Annotated in this window: 22 protein-coding genes and 1 pseudogene; 18 read left to right on the top strand and 5 right to left on the bottom strand. The window is 36.7% G+C overall.

Features of this window, described 5'->3' with window-relative positions; all coding sequences use genetic code 11:
* Positions 1 to 394 precede the first annotated feature (394 nt).
* The gene (locus tag ACJ5H0_RS19490; RefSeq protein WP_411251595.1) at positions 395 to 1,090 is read right to left on the bottom strand and encodes a metallophosphoesterase family protein; all 696 of its coding nucleotides are present in this window, start codon (positions 1,088 to 1,090) and stop codon (positions 395 to 397) included.
* Between the two features lie 465 nt (positions 1,091 to 1,555).
* Entirely contained in the window at positions 1,556 to 4,423 is a 2,868-nt protein-coding gene (locus ACJ5H0_RS19485; protein WP_411251593.1) for a M16 family metallopeptidase, read from the bottom strand.
* A gap of 281 nt (positions 4,424 to 4,704) precedes the next feature.
* Here ACJ5H0_RS19485 and ACJ5H0_RS19480 point away from each other — a divergent pair.
* From ACJ5H0_RS19480 to ACJ5H0_RS23175, 18 genes and pseudogenes are all read left to right on the top strand, one after another.
* Positions 4,705 to 6,031, top strand: a pseudogene (locus tag ACJ5H0_RS19480) (sigma-54-dependent transcriptional regulator).
* A gap of 443 nt (positions 6,032 to 6,474) precedes the next feature.
* A complete protein-coding gene (gene kdpA / locus ACJ5H0_RS19475; RefSeq protein ID WP_411251590.1) occupies positions 6,475 to 8,169 on the top strand; it encodes a potassium-transporting ATPase subunit KdpA in 1,695 nt (564 codons plus the stop codon).
* A gap of 177 nt (positions 8,170 to 8,346) precedes the next feature.
* On the top strand, positions 8,347 to 10,386 hold the full coding sequence (gene kdpB, locus ACJ5H0_RS19470) for a potassium-transporting ATPase subunit KdpB (protein ID WP_411251588.1): 2,040 nt from the start codon (positions 8,347 to 8,349) through the stop codon (positions 10,384 to 10,386).
* Between the two features lie 11 nt (positions 10,387 to 10,397).
* Positions 10,398 to 10,955 (top strand): potassium-transporting ATPase subunit KdpC, encoded by a 558-nt coding sequence (gene kdpC / locus ACJ5H0_RS19465; protein ID WP_273650878.1) that lies wholly within the window; start codon positions 10,398 to 10,400, stop codon positions 10,953 to 10,955.
* Positions 10,956 to 11,187: 232 nt separating this feature from the next.
* Positions 11,188 to 12,558: an outer membrane beta-barrel protein gene (locus tag ACJ5H0_RS19460; RefSeq protein ID WP_411251586.1), complete on the top strand. Its 1,371-nt coding sequence runs from the start codon at positions 11,188 to 11,190 to the stop codon at positions 12,556 to 12,558.
* Between the two features lie 26 nt (positions 12,559 to 12,584).
* Positions 12,585 to 13,670 (top strand): porin, encoded by a 1,086-nt coding sequence (locus ACJ5H0_RS19455; RefSeq protein WP_411251584.1) that lies wholly within the window; start codon positions 12,585 to 12,587, stop codon positions 13,668 to 13,670.
* A 57-nt stretch (positions 13,671 to 13,727) separates the two neighbouring features.
* Positions 13,728 to 14,837, top strand: a complete 1,110-nt coding sequence (locus ACJ5H0_RS19450) for a sensor protein KdpD (RefSeq protein ID WP_172284147.1) — start codon at positions 13,728 to 13,730, stop codon at positions 14,835 to 14,837.
* A gap of 5 nt (positions 14,838 to 14,842) precedes the next feature.
* Complete coding sequence (locus ACJ5H0_RS19445) at positions 14,843 to 16,558, top strand: ATP-binding protein (protein WP_411251582.1); 1,716 nt, start codon at positions 14,843 to 14,845, stop codon at positions 16,556 to 16,558.
* Between the two features lie 38 nt (positions 16,559 to 16,596).
* Entirely contained in the window at positions 16,597 to 17,181 is a 585-nt protein-coding gene (locus ACJ5H0_RS19440) for a hypothetical protein (RefSeq protein ID WP_411251580.1), read from the top strand.
* A gap of 135 nt (positions 17,182 to 17,316) precedes the next feature.
* Positions 17,317 to 18,078 carry a DUF6597 domain-containing transcriptional factor gene (locus ACJ5H0_RS19435; RefSeq protein WP_411251578.1) on the top strand — a complete coding sequence of 254 codons (762 nt, stop codon included), beginning with the start codon at positions 17,317 to 17,319 and terminating at the stop codon, positions 18,076 to 18,078.
* 24 nt (positions 18,079 to 18,102) lie between these two features.
* On the top strand, positions 18,103 to 19,251 hold the full coding sequence (locus ACJ5H0_RS19430; RefSeq protein ID WP_411251576.1) for an FAD-dependent oxidoreductase: 1,149 nt from the start codon (positions 18,103 to 18,105) through the stop codon (positions 19,249 to 19,251).
* 148 nt (positions 19,252 to 19,399) lie between these two features.
* Complete coding sequence (locus ACJ5H0_RS19425; RefSeq protein WP_411251574.1) at positions 19,400 to 20,713, top strand: DUF389 domain-containing protein; 1,314 nt, start codon at positions 19,400 to 19,402, stop codon at positions 20,711 to 20,713.
* Positions 20,714 to 20,820: 107 nt separating this feature from the next.
* Positions 20,821 to 21,669 (top strand): hypothetical protein, encoded by an 849-nt coding sequence (locus ACJ5H0_RS19420; protein WP_411251571.1) that lies wholly within the window; start codon positions 20,821 to 20,823, stop codon positions 21,667 to 21,669.
* A 9-nt stretch (positions 21,670 to 21,678) separates the two neighbouring features.
* Positions 21,679 to 22,236 (top strand): YdeI/OmpD-associated family protein, encoded by a 558-nt coding sequence (locus tag ACJ5H0_RS19415; protein ID WP_411251568.1) that lies wholly within the window; start codon positions 21,679 to 21,681, stop codon positions 22,234 to 22,236.
* 2 nt (positions 22,237 to 22,238) lie between these two features.
* On the top strand, positions 22,239 to 22,904 hold the full coding sequence (locus ACJ5H0_RS19410) for a hypothetical protein (RefSeq protein ID WP_411251564.1): 666 nt from the start codon (positions 22,239 to 22,241) through the stop codon (positions 22,902 to 22,904).
* 20 nt (positions 22,905 to 22,924) lie between these two features.
* Positions 22,925 to 23,272 (top strand): hypothetical protein, encoded by a 348-nt coding sequence (locus tag ACJ5H0_RS19405; protein WP_172284130.1) that lies wholly within the window; start codon positions 22,925 to 22,927, stop codon positions 23,270 to 23,272.
* 14 nt (positions 23,273 to 23,286) lie between these two features.
* The gene (locus ACJ5H0_RS19400; protein ID WP_411251560.1) at positions 23,287 to 23,814 is read left to right on the top strand and encodes an FEKKY domain-containing protein; all 528 of its coding nucleotides are present in this window, start codon (positions 23,287 to 23,289) and stop codon (positions 23,812 to 23,814) included.
* A complete protein-coding gene (locus ACJ5H0_RS23175; protein ID WP_458796246.1) occupies positions 23,744 to 23,914 on the top strand; it encodes an FEKKY domain-containing protein in 171 nt (56 codons plus the stop codon). Before ACJ5H0_RS19400 ends, ACJ5H0_RS23175 begins: the two co-directional genes overlap by 71 nt.
* 53 nt (positions 23,915 to 23,967) lie before the next feature.
* Here ACJ5H0_RS23175 and ACJ5H0_RS19395 read toward each other — a convergent pair whose 3' ends face one another.
* The 3 genes from ACJ5H0_RS19395 to ACJ5H0_RS19385 all read right to left on the bottom strand — a co-directional run bounded on the left by ACJ5H0_RS19395 (position 23,968) and on the right by ACJ5H0_RS19385 (position 26,514).
* On the bottom strand, positions 23,968 to 24,531 hold the full coding sequence (locus ACJ5H0_RS19395) for a cysteine hydrolase family protein (RefSeq protein ID WP_411251557.1): 564 nt from the start codon (positions 24,529 to 24,531) through the stop codon (positions 23,968 to 23,970).
* A gap of 11 nt (positions 24,532 to 24,542) precedes the next feature.
* A complete protein-coding gene (locus ACJ5H0_RS19390; RefSeq protein WP_411251555.1) occupies positions 24,543 to 25,808 on the bottom strand; it encodes an MFS transporter in 1,266 nt (421 codons plus the stop codon).
* Between the two features lie 91 nt (positions 25,809 to 25,899).
* A complete protein-coding gene (locus ACJ5H0_RS19385) occupies positions 25,900 to 26,514 on the bottom strand; it encodes a TetR/AcrR family transcriptional regulator (protein WP_411251552.1) in 615 nt (204 codons plus the stop codon).
* Between the last annotated feature and the right edge of the window lie 86 nt (positions 26,515 to 26,600).

Genomic DNA, 26,600 nt, shown 5'->3' with positions numbered 1-26,600 from the left:
ATTTTACTCCGCGCTCCCTTAATTGGGACTGCAAAGATACAAACTTTTCTCAATTTTCAAAATAAATTATTATTTATTTTTTTAAATCTTCGTTTATAATTACCCTCTTCTGCGCTACCTACTATCTTTCGTTTTCAGTGGGGCAAAAGTATAAACTTTAATGATACCGGCCAAGCTTTTGATAAACTTTTTTAACATAATATCCATAACTTATTGACTACCGGAGACAAAACTTTTAATTGGTATTGCGAAAATTAAAATAATAAGACAATCCAGATTTCAGAATGTTTATAAAGTACTGTAAAAACAGAGACTGACTTAAAAAGCCAGTCTCTGTTTACATTATATATATTAATAATGATGAATTATGTATTCATTCTCAAATGAGCCGTCATCATAAAATTTTAATATAGCATATCCCGGTGGTGTTTCCTGATAATAGAAAGGTTTCGCGGAACGCTTGTCTCCTTCCCCCCCACCAAAATCCTGACATAGCTCCGTTACAGAAATAATATACATCATTATACCATGCTCTGTCGAGGAGATGCTGATGACCACTAAGACAGCCTTTCACTTTATCTTTATGCTTATAAAACAAGTCTTTCAATGCATTATGGTCTTTATGCTGCCCTCCTTCCCAGGATCCTGTAACCGTAAGTATAGGATAATGCGACATAATTAATGCATATTCTCCCTGCGGAATATTTTCTAATTGTTGTTTCAGCCAGTTCATTTGTTCAGGATCCAGGGTAATACCAGAGTTATTGCCATCCAACATTATAAAATGCCATTTCTCTTTTTTAGCACTGTAATAACGCTTAGGCATTTTAAGCCTTTTGGCCGCATAGGGAACTCCATGCATTTCATCTGATTTTTCACCTGCCCACCAGATGTCATGATTTCCGACGCAACTATACATATCATAGTCTGCAATTTCCTTCATACAGTTATCCCAGGCATTCCACTGGTCATATACTTCCTGACGGGTAGAGTTTTCCCGGTCCACAGCCATAATGGAGTCTCCTGTGTTAAGGAAGAAATCTACTTTCCTGTTTTTGATTTCTTTAAGACATTTTACAAACCGCTCCATTATTTTAGGATCTGCCGGTAAGTGTACGTCTGTAATGTGAGCTACCGTAAACAGCAGTTTATTTTTTTTTGCTTATATCATCCTTCGGAGCTTCGGCCAGCAAGCTGGCTGCAGGTCCTCCCAGAAGTACCCCTGAAATGGCAAGCGGAATATTTGTCAAAAATTTTCTTCTTTTCATAGTCAATGTTTCTCTGATACCAGCGTTCTATATAATTTTATCTTCAAAGACAATACAGCAACAGTTCCATATACAGAATACCAATAATATTTCGGTGGACAAATTTGACTCAATATTTACAAATAAGAATTTCTTACATATTATAAAATTGTTAAGCTCCCATTAATTTTTTACTGCAGTGTTCAATAATGCAGAAAAGCATAGCTTATATTTTTAATCAAAGGTTATGAAATATTAAACCCCGAATTTCTTCGGGGTTTAATATGATTAGTATAATATATTAATATCTAATGTCCAAAAATATCTTTTAAACTGACTTCTTTAAAACTCCCCATTTTATTGACAGCGTCCATATCAAGATTTTCTTTTTTACCAAGAATAGCTGTATTAAAACGCAAGGGTTTTATTTCTGTCCGGTAAAATTCTTTTATCCCGTTAAAATCCAACTTTTGAATTTCCTCATACATATCTTTTCTGAAATCATGATTAATTCCGATTTTCTTTAATCTTAATGTATTAAAGAAAATGTTCGTTCTGGTAATTCTCGTAGAAGCGATCTGTTTCAGAGCTGTACTTTTTGCATTTTCAAATTGGATGGGCACTTCAGGGAGTTCATTCATCAGTTCAGACATCGTGTCTACAGCAATCTGTAGCTTATCAGGCTGTGTCCCAATATATGTCGTTACATAATCCGGGTGTCCGGATTCTGAATTTGCAGCATAAGAAACGTATGCTGAATAAGCTAAGCTCTTGCTCTCCCGGATCTCCTGAAATACAATGGAAGACAATCCCCGTCCAAAATATTCGTTGAAAACGTTAATCTTACCCAAGTTAGCATTATTGATATTGTGCCCTCTACCGATTTTGCTCATTTCAACCTGTACCATATCATAATTGATGAAATTCACTTTCCCATCGGTTTCAGGCTCGGGATATTTCTTAGGCTCCGGAATTTCAAGGCTTGAAACCTCAACATAATTGTCAATATACGTTTTGAAATTCTCCAGATTTTTTCCGTAGAAGAATATCTGGTATGGAAACGCGAACATTCTTTTCATTCTGTCCGTAAATATTTCAACTTCACTGTTTTGAAGTTCCTCTTTAGAAATCACATCTGTAAACCTGGAAAATTCGCCCAACTTGGTGTAATTCGTTAGAGCTGTCATGATCCGGTTTTTATCTTTTTTCATCGCTTCACGGTTTTCAAGAACTGTTTCTACAAACTGTTTGTAGATTTCCTGATCCGGCTTTACTTTATACATCCAATGTTGAAGAAGGCGAATTCCTTTTTCAATGTTTTCCTCCAAACCGCTCAATGAAATCGTTAACTGATCATTGGTCGTTTTAAAATCATTACTCACACCAATTTTGAAGAACTCTTTCTTCAGATCTTCAGGAGCGTAATCTTCAGTTCCCAAATATTGGAGCAGCTGCGTTGATATTGCCAGATCACGATCATGATCGCTTCCAAGCGGGAAAATGAAATAGACCTGTGCTATATCGTTATATTTGTTTTTGACAAAGCTAAGTTTCTTATCCTTAACCTGTCCGGTTATGATCTCTTTATCATAATCAATAAATTCAGGTTGAATATCTTCCGTTTTTTCCGCTAAAATCTGTTTTAAAAATTCCGATTGAGCATCTCTGTTAATCTTAATTGGTGTAATTCCGGGGTTTTCAACCCTGATCAGCTTGTCATTAACTCCTTTTTCCTTATTTATCAGAACATAATTGTCCTTAAAAAAATCATTGGCAAAATGAAGAACATCCTGTTTTGTGAATGAAGCATATACATCCATTTCATTAAGCTCCTCTTCCCAGGTTCTTCCTTTTATATAGGTATCATAGAGATTGGTAGCCAAACCATCAGCGGTTTCAAGAGCCTTCATTCTCTGAAGTTTGAAATCATTGATGATGGCCGGAAGCATCCAATCCGGAAACTCTCCTCTTTTAATCAGTTCTATCTGCTCCAAAACCATATCCTTTGCATCTTTCAAAGATTGGGTTTCTTTAGGAACGGCTACAATTGAAAAATATCCATATTGCTTTAATCCTACTGAAAATGCCTGTGCCCATAACATCCGTTGGGTCTGATTAATATTAAGGTCCAGTAATCCGGCTTCTCCCCTGTTACTCATAATATTTGCAGTAATATCTGCCAACATAGCTTCCCGGGTTCCATAGCTATCCGTTCTCCAGGCCATCTGAACCCTCGGTGTGGTCGGACTTTTTACAGTTCTTTCTACAATTCCCCGGAGAGGCTGTTCTACCACCGGAGTTTTCTTTGGTAATTCTTTATAAGGAATCGTTCCGAAATATTGATCTATAAGCTGAATCGTACGTTCATAGTCAAGATCACCAACCATGACCATGGCATAGTTATTAGGAACATAATATTCATCGAAATATTTGTGAATCGCCTTCATGGAAGGATTTTTCAAATGTTCGGCTTTTCCCAGGGTTGTTTGCTGGCCATTGGCATGGGTAGGAAAAAGAGCATCCATCAGCTCATAATTTACTAACCTCGAGTCATTATCCTGCGCCCGGTTAAATTCTTCGTATACTGATTCCAGCTCGGTATGAAAAAGACGTAACACAATTTCTGAAAATCGCTCTTTTTCAACTTTCAGCCATTTCTCAAGCTCGTTACTGGGAATGTTGTTTTTATAAACCGTCTCATCAAACCACGTATGCGCATTAGTTCCGCTTGCTCCCAATGATGAGATCACTTTATCATATTCATTCGCTATAGCATATTGACTGGCCTTCTGGGATACCTCATCTATTTTTTTATAGATTTCTTTCTTCTTTTCAGGATCGGCCTCCGCCTTATGATGTTCGTACAATTCTGAAATCTGATCTAACAAAACCTTTTCTTTTTCCCAGTTTTGGGTTCCGATTCCTGAGGTTCCTTTAAACATCATATGCTCCAGATAATGGGCAAGCCCTGTATTATCAGAAGGATCATTGTTACTTCCGGTTCTTACGGGAATATAGGTCTGAATCCTTGGCGAATCAAAATTCTGGGCAAGAAATACTTTTAATCCGTTTTTAAGGGTATAGATTCTGACTCCGTTTTCATCGTGAGTAATGGTTATATATTCGTAGTTGTTTTTATCAGTATGAATTGTTTCCTTGTATCTTTTGTCCGTCATATGTAAATTCATTTTCATTCATTAAAACAGAATGCTTTACAAATGTAAGGAATACTAAAAGAAAGCATATTACTTTTATAATTATTACATCTATGATGGCAATTCAAAAAGTGGAATTGCTGAGTTGCCAATTTGCCGAATTGAAAAGGCTATTTATTACCGACAGGATCATATAGTACTTTATCCAATAATACATTTTACAATAAATAAAATCTCTCACATTCGGTTTGTATCTGTAAGTTTGATTAAGTTTGCATCAGGTTTTACCTAAAATTTATACCATGTCCGGAAATATTCTGATCATCGATGATGAGCTTAAACTTCTCAAACTTTTGGGAATGATCCTTTCTCAGGAAGATTTTAATGTTAAAGAAGCTTCTACTGCCCGTTCTGCCATGACGATGCTTGAGCAATACGAATTTGATGTCGTTTTAAGCGATGTCCGGCTTCCGGATGCATTTGGAGTTGAGCTTGTAAAATCCATTAAAACAAAATATCCGCATCAGGAAGTTATTCTTATGACTGCCTTCGGAAATATTACGGATGCTGTTCAGGCAATGAAAAACGGTGCCTACGATTACCTGGTAAAAGGTGATGATAATGATAAAATTATTCCTTTGGTGTATAAAGCACTGGATAAAGTAAAGGATAATAAATCTAAAATTGTCCAGAAGAAGGATTCACAAAAAGGATTTAATCAGATCATCGGTCATTCACCTGCCATCCTGGAGGCTAAAAAAATTGGCGGAAAGGGTTGCTCTAACGGATGCTACAGTACTTTTAACAGGGGAAACCGGAACAGGAAAGGAAGTCTTTGCCAACGCTATCCATGAAGGAAGTGAGAGAAAGAAAAATAATTTTGTTGCCATCAACTGTTCTGCATTCAGCAAAGAAATTCTTGAAAGCGAACTTTTTGGCCATAAACAAGGTTCATTTACGGGAGCGGTAAAAGATAAAAAAGGTTTGGTAGAAGAAGCTAATGGCGGGACTTTATTTTTAGATGAAATCGGAGAAATGCCTATAGAACTTCAGGCTAAATTACTCCGTGTTCTTGAAACCCATGAATTCATTAAAATGGGTGAAACCAAGGTTTCGAAGTCAGATTTCAGGTTGATCGCTGCTACAAACAGAAACCTGGAAGAAGAAATAAAACAAGGAAACTTTAGAGAAGACCTCTTTTTCAGATTGAATATCTTTGAGATTAGCCTTCCTCCTCTTCGTGAAAGGAAGGAAGACTTAAAAATTCTTGCAAAGAATTTTATTGATATGTTCTCTCATAAATTGCACCTCAGCGCTGTACAGGTGTCTCCCGAGTACTATAAAACACTGGAAAAAAATGACTGGAAAGGGAACATCCGCGAATTGCGAAATACGGTAGAAAGAAGTTTGATATTAATGAACGAGAATATTCTGAATGCTGAGAGCCTTCCGCACTACTCAGAAAAAGTGACCGGTGATAAGGATTCTTTAAGCATCCGTTCCCTAGAAAAAGAACATATACAAAAAGTTTTACATTATACTAAAGGAAACAAAGCCGAGGCTGCAAGACTTCTGGAAATCGGTATTGCCACATTATACCGCAAGCTGGAAGAATACGGATTACGATAAAAACGAGCCTATCATTTTAATAAAGAGCCTATCATTTTGATAGGCTTTTTTGTTTTCAACACCTTTTCAAAACACCAATAAAACACTGTAATACAAAACATTAAAGTAAAAAACAAAAGAATGGATTCTTTTTTGGCATTAGGGATAACATAATAAATATTTTAAAATGACTATTTCAAAAAAAAACATTCAAAACACGGCGTCATTCGAAGTTCAGCTTCCTGATCGTGTCTTATGTACTGTTTACCCTTTTAACCTTAATTATGATAAGATGATGTTGATAATTTTATTAGTCCTGAGCGCCATTTTATTTTGGCTATTGTATAAGTCCGTTGAATTTTTTGATAAAATATAAAGCTATGTGGAGTTTGTTTTTTCTTTCAATACTGGCCTTCGTGTATATCTGCTATGTTCTTATAAAACCAGAAAAATTTTAATCTATCATGAACACAGAAATTTTAGGCATCATAGCGATGTTTGTTATCACATTGGTAATAGGAATATTTTTAGGAAAATATATTGCTAATGTTTATGGCCATAAAAAAACCTTTTTGGATCCTGTTTTCCAGCCCATTGAAAAATTAATTTATAAAATATCCGGAATTAACCCTAACCGTCAAATGACATGGAAGCAAAATATGTTTGCCATGTTGAGTATCAATCTGGTTTGGTTGATTATTGGATTTTTCATTTTACTCAATCAATCCTGGCTTCCTTTAAATCCCGACGGAAACCCTAATATGTCTCCCGATCTTGCTTTTAATACGGCAATATCATTTTTAGTCAACTGTAACCTTCAGCATTATTCAGGGGAAACGGGTGTCAGTTATTTAAGCCAGCTGTATTTAATGTTTCTTCAATTTGTAACTGCTGCAACCGGAATGGCTGCTATGGCCGTACTTTTCAAAGCATTTAAAGAAAAGACAACAATAGAATTGGGAAACTTCTTTGATTTTTTTACTAAATCCATGATCAGAATCCTGATCCCAATAAGTATTGTTGTTGCTCTGATTCTTTCTGCCAACGGAAGTCCGATGACTTTTGAAGGAAAAGATCACATCACTACTCTGGAAGGACAAAAAGTTGATATCTCCAGGGGTCCCGCTGCGGCTTTTATTGCCATCAAGCATTTGGGAACGAATGGTGGAGGCTTCTTTGGAACCAATTCGGCACATCCTCTTGAAAATCCTAATTACTTAACTAATATGACAGAAATGGTCACTCAGATGATCATTCCATTCGCTTTGGTATTCGCATTGGGATTTTATTTAAAAAAGAAAAGACTTTCATGGACGATATTTTCAGTAATGACCATAGGCTTTCTGGCATTGGCCACTCCTACCATTTTAAATGAAATCCATGGAAATCCACTAATCACACAGATGGGTGCTGATCATCAGTTAGGTGCAATGGAGGGCAAAGAAATACGTTTTGGAAGTGCTGCTTCGGGATATTGGAGTATTGCTACAACTGTTATTTCTACAGGCTCAGTCAATGCAATGCATGACAGTATGATGCCTCTTTCAGGAATGAATCAGCTTCTTGCTATGATGATCAACTGTTTTTACGGAGGTTGTGGTGTCGGAATTTTAAACTATTTCATTTTTATTATTCTGGCTGTATTCATTAGTGGATTAATGGTGGGAAGAACACCCGAGTTTTTGGGTAAAAAAATCGAAGCCAAAGAAATGAAAATTGCGATGATTGTGGCTTTGTTTCACCCGTTTTTAATTCTTGTGGGAACAGCATTAACGGCTTATTTCCCTGAGTTCGGAGCCAAAACGCTGAATAACCCGGGATTCCATGGCTTCAGTGAAATGCTATATGAATTCACTTCTTCATCTGCCAACAACGGATCAGGGTTTGAAGGATTAGGCGATAATACTCCGTGGTGGAATATCTCTACAGGAATCGTACTGCTGCTTTCAAGGTTTATACCTATTATCGGTCCTATCGCTATTGCAGGATACCTGGCTCAGAAGAAATATATTCCCGAAAGTGCCGGTACTTTAAAAACAGATACTGCAACTTTCGGATTTATGACTCTCGCAGTGATACTTTTGATAGCAGCATTATCTTTCTTTCCTGCATTGACACTCGGACCTATTGCAGAGCAAATCCAGTACTTTTCTAAATAAACGTGAACACTACCAAGTAAAAATCAACAGGACCATTAAGGATCTGAAATCAAGGAAATTCAAACTAGTCTGATATCATAGAAACATTCACTTGAATAATATTATCCATACCTCACCTTATATTTTAACAACCTTAATGGTTCCTCTTGATTAACAATTATATAATTCTTTTCAACAATGAAAAATCAATCACAAACATTATTTCAAAAAGATTTGGTCAATGAGGCTATCAAACAGTCTTTCGTAAAACTGAATCCGAAAATTATGTTTAAAAATCCAGTGATGTTTCTGGTAGAAGTCGGAACCGTCGTTATGCTCATCGTAAGCTTATTCAGCTTAACGGGTGATAAAACACAGGGTAGCTTCTTATATAATTTTTTAGTATTTATCATTTTATTCTTCACCGTATTGTTTGCCAACTTTGCTGAAGCCATTGCTGAGGCAAGAGGAAAAGCCCAGGCTGATACCCTTCGAAAAACGCGTGAAGAAACTCCTGCTAAATTAATTGTTGACAACAAGCCCGGATTCCAGGTAGACACTACATTAAAAATGTCTGCTGAAATGAAGTTAGGAGATATCTTCCTTTGTGAAGCGGGTGATCAGATTCCTATGGATGGTGAAATCATCGAAGGGCTCGCAACAATTGATGAGTCAGCCATTACTGGGGAAAGTGCCCCGGTCATTCGTGAAGCAGGTGGTGATAAAAGCTCTGTAACCGGAGGTACCAAAGTACTTTCAGACCGTATCAAAGTGAAAGTAACCACAAAACCCGGTGAATCTTTTCTTGATAAAATGATTGCCCTTGTTGAGGGTGCATCCAGACAAAAAACACCTAATGAAATCGCATTAACCATACTTTTAGCCGGGTTCACCCTTACTTTTATAATCGTCACCCTTACTTTAAAACCCTTTGCAGACTATGCGCAAACCCCAATTACTATTGCGGCATTTATATCCCTTTTCGTTTGTTTGATCCCGACAACAATTGGAGGTTTGCTTTCTGCAATCGGTATCGCCGGGATGGACCGAGCTTTAAGAGCGAATGTGATTACCAAAAGTGGTAAAGCTGTAGAAACAGCTGGAGATATTGACGTTCTGCTTCTGGATAAAACAGGTACCATCACCATTGGGAACCGTAAAGCAACCCAGTTTCATCCTGCCAATAACATACAACTTGATGAGTTTATTAAAGCGGCAGCTTTAAGTTCTGTAGCGGATGAAACACCGGAAGGGAAATCAATTATTGAGCTGAGTGAACTACAGCCTCAGGACCTGATTGTCTCCAGCCCTACTTATATCGATTTTACGGCAGAGACAAGGACGTCAGGGATTGATTTCGAAGATACACGTATCCGAAAAGGAGCTTACGATACGATTAAAAAATTAACCGAAAAAGCAGGAAATATCTTTCCTCAGGAAACTCAGGATGCAACCACTAAAATTTCTGAAAACGGAGGAACTCCTTTGGTGGTTTCGGTTAACGAGAAAGTATGGGGAGTAATTGAACTACAGGATATCATTAAAACAGGAATCCAGGAACGTTTTCAGCGTTTAAGAAAAATGGGTGTAAAAACCGTAATGGTAACCGGAGATAATCCTTTAACGGCCAAGTTTATTGCAGAAAAGGCAGGTGTTGATGATTTTATCGCTGAAGCTAAACCTGAGGATAAAATGAACTACATCAAAAAAGAACAGCAGTCCGGAAAACTGGTTGCGATGATGGGAGATGGAACAAATGATGCACCGGCTTTAGCTCAGGCAGATGTAGGTGTTGCCATGAACAGTGGGACACAAGCAGCGAAAGAAGCGGGAAACATGGTAGATCTTGATAATGACCCTACGAAGCTGATTGAAATTGTAGAGATCGGAAAACAATTATTAATGACCCGTGGAACCCTTACCACTTTCAGTATTGCGAATGACGTTGCTAAATATTTTGCCATCATCCCGGCTTTGTTTATCACTTTTATTCCAGCTCTTCAGAAGTTGAATATCATGAATCTTCATAGCCCTGAATCTGCGATATTATCAGCAATCATTTTCAATGCGGTTATCATTCCTGCACTAATTCCACTGGCACTGAAAGGAGTAGCTTATAAACCCATTGGTGCGAGTGCATTGCTCAGGAGAAATCTTTTGATCTACGGTTTAGGAGGTGTAATCGTTCCATTCATCGGAATAAAACTTATTGATCTGTTTATCAGTTTATTCTTTTAAAATTTAAAACAATGAAAATTTATTTTATTTCAGCATTAAAATTAACATTCGTCATGCTGGTTTGTACGGGCTTTTATTTACTTTTTGTATTGATAGGTTCAAAATTACTTCCTACACAGGGAAATGCAGAAACCATTACTTATCGGGACCAGAAGTTCTACGCTAATATCGGACAGGAGTTCAAGTCGCCAAAATATTTCCACAGCCGTCCATCCGCAGCTAATTATAATGCCGCGGGGAGTGCCGGAAGCAATAAAGGCCCAAGTAATAAGGAGTATCTGGAAACAGTTCAAAAGAGAATCGATACTATAAAAATGCAGAATCCTGAAATGAAAGATACAGAAGTACCTGTAGAGCTTGTTACCGCCAGTGGAAGCGGGTTGGATCCTGATATTTCAGAAGCAGGAGCTCTTTACCAGGTAAAAAGAGTGGCAAAAGAAAGAAATCTTTCTGAGGCCAGAATTGAAAGTCTTGTTAAAACAAATACTGAAAAACCCCTATTGGGACTTTTTGGACCTTCAAAAGTCAACGTACTGAAGCTCAACATTGCTTTAGATAAATTACAATAGAAGCAGATCTCCTTTACATTAAAATTAGTAATCAAAAAAGAACCTCAGCTTATAATGAATTCTGTAATCTAAAATTCTAACTAAACGGATATCAAAGTTTCCCATTACGAAAAGATCTCGTTTCTATATCATAAAAATATTCCTACCGTTTACAGAATTCATTTTTTTAACCCCTTTTATAGTGGAAAGCCTTTTCCACCATTACTGCAACACATTATTATCAATATTTATAATGAAATCAAAAACTTTTCATGCAGCATGTTTCTTAGGACTTACTGCTTTGAGCCAAATCAACGGCCAGGAAATAAAAAAAGATTCCCTTCTTGGCAAACCCAAAGATTCATTAATCACAAAAACGGAATCAAGAATTCCTTTTGATGGATATGACCTGACGTGGATCAACGGTCAGAATCGTCAAACCGATTTTCCTTTAACCCTAAAAGACAAAGATGGAGAAACTATACTTACAGGTGTAACCTATGTGGACGCTTATTACAATTATGATTTTAACCGCCCAAAAGATAACACACACACTATTTCCTCAGCTATAGGACGTTCTAATGAAGTGACCATTAATATGGCTAGTATTGGTTTAGAGACCAATTATAAGAATGTAATCGGCCGTTTATGGTTACAATACGGACAAATGGGCTCTATCGTTCAGGATCTTGATGGAACTGTAAATCACGGTAAAAATACGAGCGTAGGTAATTTAAAATATATCCGTGAAGCAGCAGCAGGTTATCACTTTAATGTAATGCACGGCTTGAATGTGGAAGCCGGAATTTTCATGAGCTATATCGGTTTGGAAAGTTATGTACTGGGCGAAAACTGGAACTACCAGAGAAGTTTGGTGTGCGATTTTACCCCTTTCTATTTTCAGGGAGCAAGAATTCAGGCTTATCCTTCAAAAAAATTCAAAACTGAGATCTGGGTTCTCAATGGATGGCAAACTTACAATTCCTGGAATACGGGGCTTGGTTTAGGGGTTTCCAATTATTATCGTCCTACAGAGAATCTACAGCTGGTAGCTAATTTTTATCTTAACGGAAAAGATACAAGAAACAACCCTGGAGTTCGCCGTTTTCACCACGACCACAGTATTGTAGCCAGATACTATAAAAATAAAGAAAGCAAAGGCTTATCACAGGCAGCATTCAGTATCAATAACCATTACGGGTTTCAAAGTGGAGGCGGTATAAAGGCCAGGGACAATTATATGATTGGTACTTCTGTTGCTAACAGACTCTGGTTTCACCATAATAAAATTGCTTTAACTTTAAGAGCGGATGCGGTTTCGAATCCGGGAGCTTATTTAGCATTTTCACCTTCTCCTGTTGCTCAGAATGATTTCAACGATGCAATTGCATCAGGAGAAAAACTTAAAATGTTTCAGGGAACAGCAACAATAGACATCATGCCTAATCAGTTTGTGACCTTCAGATTAGAATATGGCTTCAGAAAAAGCAACATCCCCTATTTTGCCGGAAGAGAAGGAACAACCAGTCCGGATGGATGGATAGATACTCCCATAGAATCATGGAGACCGGATCTGAGAAAGTCTGACAGCAGATTTACACTCGCTGTAATGTTCAGATTGTAATAATATCATTTAACTATTAAAACCACATGAAAAAATATATTGTTGTTGGGATACTATTAGGAATTTTTTTTCCGAAAGCACAATCTTCAGATTCAATGAAACTGAGTCCTAAAGTAAAATTTTCTGCTTATGCAGAACTGTTTTACACTTATGATTTCAATGAACCCAGTAATCATCTTCGCCAAAATTTCTTGTATTCCTACAACAGACATAACGAAGTAAACCTTAACTTAGGTTTGGTAAAAGCTTCTTACGAAAGTGATCATGTCCGTGCCAATTTTGCCTTGATGGCAGGAACTTATGCACAAGATAATATGGCAGCAGAACAGAACGCCTTACGTTATGTAAATGAAGCAAATATTGGAATTAAAATTTCAAAAAATAAAAATTTATGGATCGATGCGGGGATAATGCCCTCTCATATCGGATGGGAAAGCGCAATAGGAAAAGACAACATCAATCTGACCAGAAGTCTAGCCGCTGAAAACTCCCCTTATTTTGAAACCGGTGCCAAAATTTCTTACACTTCAGATAGTGGAAAATGGTTTTTAAGCGGATTGATATTGAACGGATGGCAGAGGATAGCGAAGCCGGAGGGAAATCAAACCATTTCTTTCGGACATCAGCTAACCTTCAAACCTAATGATAAAATAACACTAAACAGCAGTTCATTTATAGGAAATGATAAGCCAAAAGACGATAAAAGAATGCGTTACTTCCATGACCTACATGGGATTTTCCAGGTGACAGAACAGTTTTCTACCGTAATAGGTTTTGATATCGGTGCGGAACAGAAATCAAAAGGAAGTGATCAATATAATATCTGGTATACTCCTAATGTCCTCGTGAAATATCAGCTTGACAATAAGTGGACCTTAGGTGGAAGATTAGAATATTATAATGATAAAAACGGGGTCATTATCAATACAAAAACACCAAACGGATTTCAAACCTTTGGGTATTCTGTGAATGTTGATTATGCCATTTTAAAAAACGTCGTCTTCCGTACAGAAGCCAGAGGCTTTACCTCTAAGGATGCGATCTTTGTAAAGAATAATGAAATGCAACAAGGTAATTTTTTCATTACAGCAAGCCTTGCAGCCTGGTTTTAATAATATCATTTAATCACATAAAAAGTGTTTAAAATCAAATTAAAAAGAATAAAATCAATGTCTTCAGCAAAACAATTTTTAGAACTGATTCAAAAATCCAAAAAGGGAAAATTCAAGATCTATATTGGAATGAGTGCTGGTGTGGGAAAAACCTTCCGAATGCTTCAGGAAGCTCATGCCCTGTTACGAAATGGTATTGATGTAAAGATTGGTTATATTGAGACCCACGGTCGGGAAGAAACCGTGGCATTGGTTGATGGCATTCCTGAAATAGCAAGAAGATCTGTCTTCTACAAGGGTAAAAATCTTGAAGAAATGGATCTTCAGGCTATTATTAATGAGCATCCGGAAGTGGTTCTTGTCGATGAGCTGGCTCATACAAATGTTGAAGGTTCAAAAAATAAGAAAAGATGGCAGGACGTCCTTGAAATTCTTGATAATGGGATCAATGTCATCAGCGCAATGAACATCCAGCATATTGAGAGCCTGAACGAAGAGGTAAAAAAGATTACCGGTGTGGAGGTTACTGAGCGTGTTCCGGATAAAGTTCTAGCCCTTGCTGATGAAGTTGTGAATATAGACCTAACGGCTGATGAGCTTCTCACGCGGTTGAAAGAAGGAAAGATCTATAAAAAAGATAAAATTCAGACAGCACTGAACAATTTCTTTCAAAGCGGACATATTCTTCAGCTCCGGGAACTTTCCTTAAAAGAAGTTGCTACCCATGTTGAACGAAAGGTAGAAACAGAAATTAAAACTGAAAACTTTAAGCCTATAAAATTCCTCGCCTGCATAAGCAGTAATGAGAAAATTGCCAAAAATATTATCCGGAAAACAGCACGTCTGGCAAGTTATTACAACAGTCCTTGGACAGTGTTATATGTACAGAAACCTTCGGAAAATCCGGAAAAAATAGCCCTAAATAAGCAACGATATTTAATTAATAATTTTAATTTAGCACAGGAAATGGGGGCTAAAGTAATCAGGATAAAGGAAAACAGCGTTCATAAAGGGATTTTGGATTATGTGATCCAGCATAATATTACAACGGTTTGCATTGGAAAACCACATTCTCATTTCTGGCAAAGAATTTCGGGATATAGCTGGATTTATACCTTAATGAACCGATTGAACGAACGACAGATAGACATTATCATTTTATCTTAAGAGTAATGAAACTTAAAACTAAACTCACATTAGGCGTTGGTCTTTTATTTTTACTGATCGTTTTACTGTCAGTGATCGGTTCTGTGTACATCAATAAACTAAAATCAGACACCGAGAAAATCCTTACAGCCAATTACAACAGCCTTGAGTATTCTAAAAATATGCTGATTGCCCTGGACAGAATGAGCACAGACAGCGTTGTTTCCGTCAGAGATTTTGAAAAAAATAATGCACTACAGGAACATAACCTTTCAGAAATCGGCGAAAAAGAAATCACCCAGAATCTGAAGATCCACTTCAGCAGTTATCTGAAGCAACCTGATTATAAAAAAGAAAAGCTTATCCGTGAAGATTTAGTAAAAATCATGTCTCTGAACATGAAAGGAATTGAGCGTAAAAGTGACATTGCAATTGTTACTGCTGAACGCGCCACATTCTGGATCGTAAGTTTAGGAACCGTATGTTTTCTTATTGCTTTTATCCTCTTGTTTAATTTGCCACAGACTATTGCTGAGCCTATCAACCAACTGACCTTCAGCATCAAGCAGATCGCCAATAAAAATTATAATGAAAGGGTTCATTTTAAAGGAAGCGAAGAATTCAATGATCTGGCCAACTCTTTCAATATCATGGCAGAGAAATTACAGGAATACGAAAGCAGCACCCTTTCCACACAGCTGATGGATAAAAAGCGGATCGAAACATTGGTTAATAATATGCATGACGCTGTCATCGGCCTTGATGAAAATCATTACATCTACATGATCAATGATGAAGCTTTAAAAATCACCAACCTTCGTAAGGAAGAAATTATTGGCAAAACAGCTCATGAAGTTGCTGTAAACAATGATCTGATCAGGGAGCTGCTTAAAAATATGGACCATCCTGTAAAAGATCCGATCAAAATTGTCTCTGATAATAAGGAGAACTATTTCGAACAGGAAATTGTTCCCATTAATATTGCCAAAACAGGCGAAAAGGAAAAAAGATATATCGGAAAGGTAATCCTTCTCCGGAATATCACCCCTTTCAAAGAGCTGGATTTTGCAAAAACCAATTTTATAGCAACGATTTCCCATGAATTAAAAACCCCGATTGCGGCTATCAAAATGGGGGTTCAGCTTTTAGGGAATCAGAAATTCGGAGAACTTAATGATCAACAACAGGAATTATTGAAAAGCATCAACGATGACGGGCAAAGGCTCCTGGATATTACAGGTGAGCTTTTAAATCTGTCGCAGGTGGAAACCGGAAATATCCGTCTGAATATCAAAAGCTGCTCACCGAAAGAAATTGTTACTACCGCTATTAAAAATGTTGAAAAACTAGCGGAACAAAAGAATATTTCTATCAGCACCGACTTTCTCACAAGTGAAGAAGATCTTGTTTCCGCAGATTTTGATAAAACCGTTTGGGTGATGAATAACTTCCTGAGTAACGCCATTAAACATTCTTTTCAGGATGAAAACATCCGGATACTCGTGGAGAAGTCTGAAGCAATGATCTTATTTAGCATCACAGACACAGGAAGCGGAATTGATGAAAAATACCACCGCCAGATTTTCGACCGCTACTTTCAGGTACCGGGAGAACATCAGAACGGAACCGGCCTAGGGCTGGCCATTTCGAAAAACTTTATCGAAAAACAACATGGTGAAATTGGAGTAAAAAGTGCACCCAACCAAGGAAGTACATTCTATTTTGGATTGCCGGTGGCTTAAGATAAGATTTCATAATTTTGAACCTGAAAAATTTTCAAATGAGAAACCTCTATATCTTAATTGTATTCCTATTATTGTCTCAGATATCTTATGCTCAAAATACTGATACAGATTTCTACAACAGTGATTTTAAATGGAAGATTCAAATTCCAAAAAACTTTGAAAAAGTAAATAATGATGAATGGGCAAAGTTGCAAGGAAGAGGACAGGAAGTACTTGAAAAAACAACGGGTCAGCCAGTTATCAATCAATCTAAAACTATTTTTGTTTTTAAATCTGATAATTTTAATTATCTGGAAGCTAATTATCAGCCTTTTGATCCAAAAGTTGATGGTAATTATGATGAATCAAACAAAGCAGTCAATGAAGTTTTGTACAAAGCATTCAAAGAGAATATGCCAAAAGCAAAATTTGATACCATCAGTACAAAGGAAAAAATTAATAATTTAGTTTTCAACAAGTATACAATTAAAATGATCCTTCCCAACAATATGATACTGGAGTTTCAAATGTACAGCAGATTGTTTGATAAAAATGAATTTTCAGTTAATTTAATGTTTTTGGATCCAAAAAAGGGAGAGCAAATGATTAATGCATGGAAAGCATCACAGTTCGGAAAGTAATTTCTACTTTTAGATTATTATAGTCCAATGAATGCAATTCCAGAAAACCTAGATGAATTCATTTTTTATGTATAGGCTTATTAAAAAATAAATCAGAAAATTTAAATATTCCTGAAATTGAGAAAGTATTAATTTATGGAACTGACTAATAATCTTATCTATGCTTCTCACCTGCCTGAGCCTTCTCTTAAAGACTTTGTAGAAAGTTTCTGGATGTTGGATAATCCGTCAGAAACAAAAGAAATTATTCTTTTACCTGACGGAAGGATAGATATTATATTGTCACAGTCCTCCACAATGCCTTTTCATATTGTTCTTTTAGGCATTGGAACACATCCTGAAGAAATTGTAATTGCTGAAAAATCCAGAACCTTTGCAATTAGTTTTAATTTACTGGCGACCGAATATATACTTCACGAAACTGTTTCTGATATTTTAGATTATGCTAAAAACCTGCCTGAGAATTTCTGGGGTTTCACAGTCGATGATATGAACGATTTTAATCAGTTCTGTAAAAAAGCAACAGAGAAAATAGCATCTGAACTTTCTCTGCGGAAAATTGATGAACGGAAACGGAAGCTGTTTGACCTTATCTACTCTGCCAACGGAGATATTTCTGTGAAAGAACTTTCTGAAAAGGTGATATGGAGTGAACGGCAGATCAACCGTTATTTTAATCAGCAATACGGTATTTCCTTAAAGTCTTATTGTGGAATTCTCAGATTCAGAGCCTCTTTTACACATATTAAAGAAGGAAAACTTTTTCCCGAACAAAACTTTAGTGACCAGTCTCATTTTATAAAAGAGATTAAAAGGCTTTCCGGGTTTCTCCCCAAAGAACTCAGCCAAAATAAAAACGACCGATTTATACAATTTTCTGTTCTTCCCGTGAAGTAATTTTGCGTCATAATTTAATAGATTATGATAGTACAAAATAAAAAAATAGCCATTATTGGTGGTGGTCCCGGCGGGCTTACTTTGGCAAATCTCCTGCAGATCAACAAAGCTGAAGTTCAAGTTTATGAGCGTGATGAGCATAAAGATGTCCGTGTACAGGGAGCAACTTTGGATCTGCATGAAGAATCAGGACTGGAAGCTTTAAAAAGAGCCGGGTTAATGGATGCTTTTATCGCTCACTACCGTCCAGATGCGGGAAAATTAAAAATTTTAGACAAAGACCTTACAGTTTATCTCAATGAACATGACTCAGTGAATTCACATAGTGAAGACCGTCCTGAAATCGATAGGGCTCCATTAAGAAAAATTCTGTTGGAAGCACTTACTCCGGGAACCGTGGTTTGGGATAGTCAGTTTTTATCTATGGAAAAACAAGGTGATGGCTGGAGGCTTTATTTTAAAAACGGGAAATCGTATGATGCAGACATCGTTATTGCCGCTGACGGAGCCAACTCCAGAATACGACCTTATATTACAGATATTCAGCCTGTTTATTCAGGAATAACTATGGTTGAGGGAAATATTTACCACGCAGCTATTAATGCTCCAAAGCTCTGGAAGCTTGTAGAAGGGGGTAAAATTTTTGCGTTGGATGAAGAAAAAACATTATTGTTCAGCACCAAAGGAGATGGTACGCTCACTTTTTATACAGGATGTAAAGTCGATGAAAATTGGGTCAGAGAATCCGGAATCGATTTTAGTAACCGAGAGCAGATCTTCGAATGGTTCAGAAAAGAATTTGGAACATGGAATGAGACCTGGCAGGAATTGTTTATGAGTGAGGATTCATCATTTGTTGTACGTCCTCAGTACCACTACCCGCTTGATCAAAAATGGGAAACACTTCCTAACCTGACCATGTTGGGGGATGCTGCCCACAGAATGCCACCTTATGCCGGAGAGGGAGTAAATATGGCGATGCAGGATGCATATGAGCTTGCAGAATGCCTCACTAGCAACAAGTATGACACCGTCAAGGATGCTTTATCTCATTATGAAAACCAAATGCTAAAAAGAGCTTCAGAAATTACCCGGGTTACTTTGGATAATACGGTACTGATGCATGAACCTAAAGCTATAGAAAAACTAATGAAGATGTTTAATGGGGATTAAAACAGCTCTGAGAAGGCCATAACAGAGAAATCATAGATTGTGTTTTTATACTCATATTTATTTTTTGGAATTATATCCTAAACATTTATATTTGCGAAAAAGTGAAGTAATGAAATTTTGTTCTTCACCCTTATAACACACAACAAAAATGAGAAAAACGATTTCCAATTTTTTAAATCTCCATAACGGAGAAGAAAATCCTGCTATTGTTCTTGAAAATGTGACAAGTAATGTATCCTTCAGGGGGGCCAATTTATGGATTCTGGCTTGTGCTATACTTATTGCGTCAGTAGGATTAAATGTAAACTCAACGGCTGTAATTATAGGAGCCATGTTGATTTCCCCACTTATGGGACCTATTGTAGGAGCAGGTTTTGCTTTGGCTACGTTTAATTTCAGTCTTTTAAAGAAATCCATGAAAAATCTGCTGATCGCCACGGTGGTCAGCTTAACAGTTTCAAGCTTATATTTTTATTTAAGTCCGTTCAAAGATATTCAGTCTGAACTGCTGGCTAGGACTTCGCCTAATATTTATGATGTCCTGATTGCTTTTTTCGGTGGAATTGTGGGAGCGATATCCATCACAAGAATTGAAAAAGGGAACCCCATTCCGGGAGTGGCCATCGCAACAGCGTTAATGCCTCCATTGTGTACTGCAGGATTCGGTATTGCAACTGCAAACTGGTCTTTTGTGGCAGGGGCATTTTACCTGTATACCATCAACTGTTTCTTTATTTGTATTTCTACCTTCCTGATTATAAAATCTCTCAAATATCAAGCTGTAGAAACCACCAATAAAGCCTTTGAAAAAAGAATACGTTATGGCATTTCGATCCTGATCATTATTATGATTGTTCCGAGTTGTTATTTGGCTTATAACCTTTTAAACCAAAAAAAATACAACCAGAATGTTGAGAACTTCATCAATGAAGAATTTTCAAAAAAAGGATACACTGTAATCTATAAAAAAGTGGATTATAATGCCAATCCCAAATCAATTGAGCTTGCTTTTTTATCTACAAAATTCGACAGTACGGAAATAAAGAAATTTAATACTTCATTACAGGATTTTGGGATAAAAAACACCAATCTCGTTATTAAACAAAACACCAGCGATCTTAAAAAAGAGATCTTAAGCGAAATCAATCTTCAAAAAACCAATATTACAGAAAAGGATCTTCAGGTGAATGAATTAAAGAATGAACTGAACCTCTATAAAATGGATAATCCTGAACTGGTAAAAGAAGTAAAGATCCTCTTCCCGGAGGTTCAGGAGATGGCTATCGGAAAACTCCAAAATTATTTTACTACGGATTCAACAAGTCTGGAAACTGCTTTTATCTATCAGTCGGAAACCAAGATAGATGAAGAAAAATTAAAAACATGGTTAGTTAACCGGCTTAAGACCAGTAATATTATTGTATACAACACCCGGAAAGATCCTGTAAAGAAAAAGAATTGAGACACACCGGCCTTATCCGGTAGGAATAAAAGCAGATGAAATTTCATCTGCTTTTATTTTTCTCTGTAATTTGTGTAAATTCGGATTTGAATATTAACTGATATCTGATGAAAATCCAAAGAAATAAATATCTTCTTCTCAATTATATATTTGTAGTCTGTCTGCTCATTTTGTTCCTGAATGATCATTTTTTTAAATATGAATTCGCAAACTTCCTTACAGGCAAACTCTCGGATGTTGTTGGAATTATCATCCTGCCTTTACTCCTGTCTTATATTTTTCCGAGACTTACAATTCATTCCATATGGATTGGTGCTTTACTCTTTCTATTCTGGAAATCCGGTTATTCCGAAGGGGCGATCAATTGGTATAATCAATATGCATTGATTCCTGTAACAAGAGTTGTTGATTATTCTGATCTGCTGGCTTTGCTGTTCTTGCCCATCCCATATTTCATCATTCAAAGAGCTGACAACTTACACAGGATCAAAATACCATCTCTTCATCCAACCTTTATTTTAATTCCTTCATTGTTTGTTTTGATGGCTACTTCTCCCCCGCCAAGCTTCAGCTATACCGTAAGCCGTGGTAATCTGCAATGTTCAAAATGCCATATTACAGTTAATTATTCACAGGAAGAAATTGTAGACAAACTTAAAAATAACAATATTATTTTCGACACCATCTTCCCAATGAGTGAAAGAATGTTGGAAAGATATCCGGGTTTCCGTAAAAATGACATTCGCTTTTATAAAATCAAAAAGTTAGTTATTGACCGGGATACATTACGAGATCTTGATTTTGCCATGCGAAGTATTAACAGTCATAGAACCAAATTTTATTTTAACGGGATGCAGGTCAACGAAAATATTTCTACCCCTGAACTTATGAGGAAAGCTAGAAAATATTACCGGAAAATAGTATTCAGAGAATTGAAAACATCTTTAAAAAAGTAAAAGTAACGGATGGAAATACAATTTTTTTCAACACCACAGGATTTTCGGGAATGGCTCGAAAAGAACCACGAAACAAAAACAGAACTGTTGGTAGGATTTTATAAAATAGGGACAAAGAAACCCTCTATGACCTGGTCGGAATCTGTAGACCAGGCTTTATGCTATGGCTGGATTGATGGAGTAAGAAAAAGTGTAGACGACGAAAAATATACCATCCGCTTTACTCCCAGAAAACCGACAAGCATCTGGAGTGCGATCAATATAAAAAAGGTTGAAGATCTGACTCAAGCAGGATTAATGAAAACAGCGGGTCTCAAAGCATTTGCATTGAGAAAACAGGAAAAAACAGCAATATATTCCCATGAAAATGCTCTCGCCGAATTAAGTCCTGCCTTTAAAAAACAATTCAAATCGAATAAAAAAGCCTGGGATTTTTTTAGTAATCAAGCACCATCATATAAGAAAGTCATGCTGCACTGGATCATGTCTGCCAAACAGGAGAAAACCAGGATATCCAGATTGGAGAAAACAATCCGTGAAAGTGAACAACAAAAACGAGTTTTATAATTATGGAAAAAAACTTCACATTAACAGGTGGTGCAAGGATTGGTCTTGCCAATGCCAATTATCCATTTGCTGACCTGTATGTTGATGCAGATATACTAAAGATTAATGCTTCCCTGGTAGGCAATCTCGTTTTCCAACCTCAGGATATTATCTCTATAAAGCCGTACACTTTAATTCCTCTGATCGGACAGGGAATCAAAATCTATCATCGCGTTGAGAAGTACAATTCAAATGTTATTTTCTGGACCTTTAGAGATCCTGCAGGAATAATCAATGAAATAGAAAAAACCGGATTTTTAGCAGCTAAAGCAAATACTGCACCTCCAAAGAATTATACAATTATTGAACAGCAAATGCAGGGCGGATTTCCTTTAAAACCTTTAGTCCCTATATTGCTGATTATTGCGTGGAATGCACTTTTCCTGTATGATTTTCTTCCTCATTCCGGAAATAAAAATACCTTACAAACATTTCCCGGGACGGGAGTATGCTCTGCTCTGGGACTGGTTTTTATCACAGCATTACTCTCATTAATATCAAACGGCTTCAGAAGATTGATATTAAAAAAAGGAAGGAGTTTTGAAAATATTAAGAAATTTTCCATTTTTATTTTAGGTATTACAGGTTTTATGCTGATCGTTTTTCTGGCTATAGGAACCGTGAACTAATATACAGTATCTGAGAACCTATGAAACCAACCATTTTTGATAACGAACAATACCGGATTTACATTCCTTTCCGAAAATCCATAGACTTCGAAAGCAAGCTCTGCGAAGCTAATATTGAATACTGGACTGATTCTGAAATGCAAACTGCTTCCGGTGATATCAGATTTTACTTCAATAAAAAAGATGCTGCCAGAATTGAAAAAATATTAAAGGAAAATAAGATTCAGTCAGCTGATGATTTTAAAGTTCCTTCTGATTATCCTGCATATCAAAAGCTTTATTTTAGGGCTATTGTTCTTGCTATAGCACTTTTTGTGATTGGATTTATTATTTTAAAAGTTTATCAAATTTTATTTAAAGACCGCTGATCAAATATTTAACGATGAGAAATAAACTCATCTTTGCTAACATCTTTGTATTACTTCTTTTGTTTACCACATATATTTATGGTATTTGCGTTATTAATGATTCATTCGATTTTAATTTCATTGAACTGGTCAAAATAAGCCAAATACAATATCTGCTCTTTGCAGTGGCTTTTATTGCATTGGTGTCCTGGATGATCAGTACGTTACAAATTAAAAATTTAAATGCTGCCAATAAATTCTTATTGGTTTTTGTTATCATAAATAGTCTCCTGTTTTCATACGTGGCCTTTGAATCTGTAAGAGCTTTTATGATAAACCGGAAAGCAGTTGCCCAAGCTGAGAAAGAATGTATGATCCGTGCCGAAAAAGATATTAAAAATGATCATATCACATACAGATATGCGGGCGGACTCGCAGTTCCATTATACAATGAAAAAACCATACGCAGTATAGATAGTATCCGTGAAAAATATGGAATTTCATATCAGGAGACAGGTTGTACAGTGGATCCTATATCAGTTAAAGCCGAAAAAAAAATATAAAGAAACGGTGCAGCCCTACTTGGATAAAAGAAATGGAAAAGGCTGGGAAAACAGAATGGAGAAAGAAATTGAAAATATAAAGAAAACTCCATTAAAATAAATGAGAACTAAGAAAAATACAAAACTCCGGATTATTATCCGGAGTTTTGATTTTTATCCTATCCAATTACCCAAACTGACCACCTCGGCCTGAATAGGAAATACTTTAGCAGTAAGTACCTGATGAACTTCAGGATCCCGGTCTGCACAACAGTCTTCAATCACCGTCAATTCATAATCCTTATCTGCAGCTTCCCGTAAAGTAGATAATACTACTCCCGAAGTACTGATGCCGGTCAATATCAGATGTCGGATCTCCTTTCCTCTTAATACAACTTCCAGATCACTTCCTGTAAATGCACTGAACCGTTTTTTTGTTACGATCACTTCATCTTTTTCAGGTAGGACTTCCTGATGAATCTCCTGCCATTGTGCAGCAAATTCCGGAGTCCACATTTCTTTGTTTCCAAATCTGGAAAAAGTTTTGTTATGTTCACTGATCTCAGGAGCTCCGGGTCTGAAAGCAACCACGACGTAAATAACCGGGATCCCGTTTGACCTCGCATGAGAAATGGCTTTGGAAATATTGCTGACTAATGGCTTCGGATCGTCAATATTCTGTAAAATAGAATTTTGCATATCCATTACCAGCAAAGCGCTTTTGTTTGTTTCTTGCATTTTTTTTAATATTAAATTGTTTCACGAGTGAATTCCTCTTTTTCCGGAGAGGATACTTTATTTTTTTCAGGAATCGTAAATAACCTATAGAAACATATTGCTATCAGGATTGCGAGTATTCCTTGAATCAGGAGTGTATTACTACTTCCTATGTGCTCTGAAGCATATCCTGTGACTAAACTTCCCAACGGAAGCATTCCAAAAATAGCCGTTAATAAAATACTGATCGCCCTCCCTTTCATATGAGGTGCCGCTTCGGACTGCACGATAATATTACAGCTGGTCAGTTGCATCACACTTCCAAATCCTGTAAAGACCACAAACAGCATTGCCCAGTAAAAATTTGTTGACTGCGAAAACAGAATGAGCCCCAAACCAAGGGCTATTGTACTCAAAACAAGATAGAACCTGAGCTTATCATTTCTTTTGAGTGAGGCCAGTAAAATGGTTCCTGAAACAGCTCCTAAACCTATAAATCCTGAAATATATCCAAAAGTGGATGCACTTCCTTTAAAAGTAATTTTAGCAACCTCAGGAATTAAAGTATCGTAAGGTAAAACCAGTAAACCCATCAGGGAAAGCATAAGAATTACCAAGCCGATTCTGGACTCATTTTTAAGATAAACCCACCCCTCTTTGAATTCTGAGAGTACTTTTTTATGCGTTGTTTTCTTTTCATATGCCGGCAACTTCATCATCGAAAAACAGACAATTACAATCATAAAACCAATTGCATTAAGTACAAAACAAAAACCGACATTCCAATGCTCTAATACAAAACCCGCAACTGCAGGACCTAATACCTTGCTGATACTTGATGTTGCAGAGCTGAGAGAAAGTGCACTTGGAACATCACTTTCCTCCATCACTACCTGGCTGATCATTGTTTGCCTTGCCGGAACATCAAAAGCATTGATTATTCCCAACACCACACTTAAAGCCAGAATTTGCCAGACAACAATATGATGGGTTAAAAATAAGACCGCCAGTAATGAGGTTTGCAATACTGCCGCAATCTGTGTCCATCGTATGATCGTACTCCTGTTGAACCGGTCTGCCGCAACCCCTCCGGCAAAAGAAAAAAGGAATGAAGGAAATTGCTCAGCAAACACTGTAACCCCCAACATAAAAGAAGAATGGGTAAGCGAATAAATGAGCCATACAATAGCTGTTCGCTGCATCCATGTTCCAAACTGGGATATGGAACGTCCTGCAAAATAATATTTGAAATTGTCACTTTTAAAAGCCCTGAATGTGCTTATACTGCTGATATTCATTATGTATAATATCTTATTTAAATTACTAATACAACTCTAATCTAACTATTTGACAAAAATCATCAAAACGTCAAATTTTAAATAAAAAAAATCATGCTTTTATCTTCTCAACAATCATTTGGGCAAACATTTCTGCGCCATCTTCCCATTGATCCTTATAATTCTCACTAACTGATTCACGTCGGATCCCACGAATGCTGCTCAGTAAAACAAACAAGAGAACATCTAGAGCTTTGGAATCAGGTTCATTAATTTCACCTGCTGTTACAGCATCTCGAATTACTTTTTTTAACAAAGTGGTCTCAGAACGCATCATCCTCTGATGAATTTCCCATATAATATCAGAATATTTAGAGCGTTCCTCGCTATCCATACGTGCTTCAATAGCTGTTATAAAGTTTCTGGTCTTTTTAAAACCCTTTACTTTAGCAAAACAAAAAGCCCGGATGCGCGATTCTAAAGTTTCTTCTTTATAAATCATCTTTTCCAGCTCATCCTTCACTTCATCTACTAAGGAAATCATAACTGCCTCAAAAAGCTCATCCCTGTTTTTGAAATAATAATAAAGAGCACTTCTGGTCTTTCCCACAGCTTTAGCTACATCATCCATCGTCACCTTTTTAATGCCATACCTTTGATACAGATCCTGTGCGGTCTGTAAAATCTGGCTTTTTAAAATTTCTTCCTGGGAAAGTGGTTGACTCATCTGGTTAATTTTCTGTATAGAAATATTTGACAAATTTACAAATTTTGTCGAAATGAAAAATCTTTTTGTCTATTTTTTACTCTTTT

This window comes from Chryseobacterium proteolyticum (genome assembly GCF_046591535.1).
Lineage (GTDB): Bacteria > Bacteroidota > Bacteroidia > Flavobacteriales > Weeksellaceae > Chryseobacterium > Chryseobacterium proteolyticum.
Note: the sequence above shows the minus strand (reverse complement) of the source record. Positions and strands in the feature narration are given on the sequence as shown.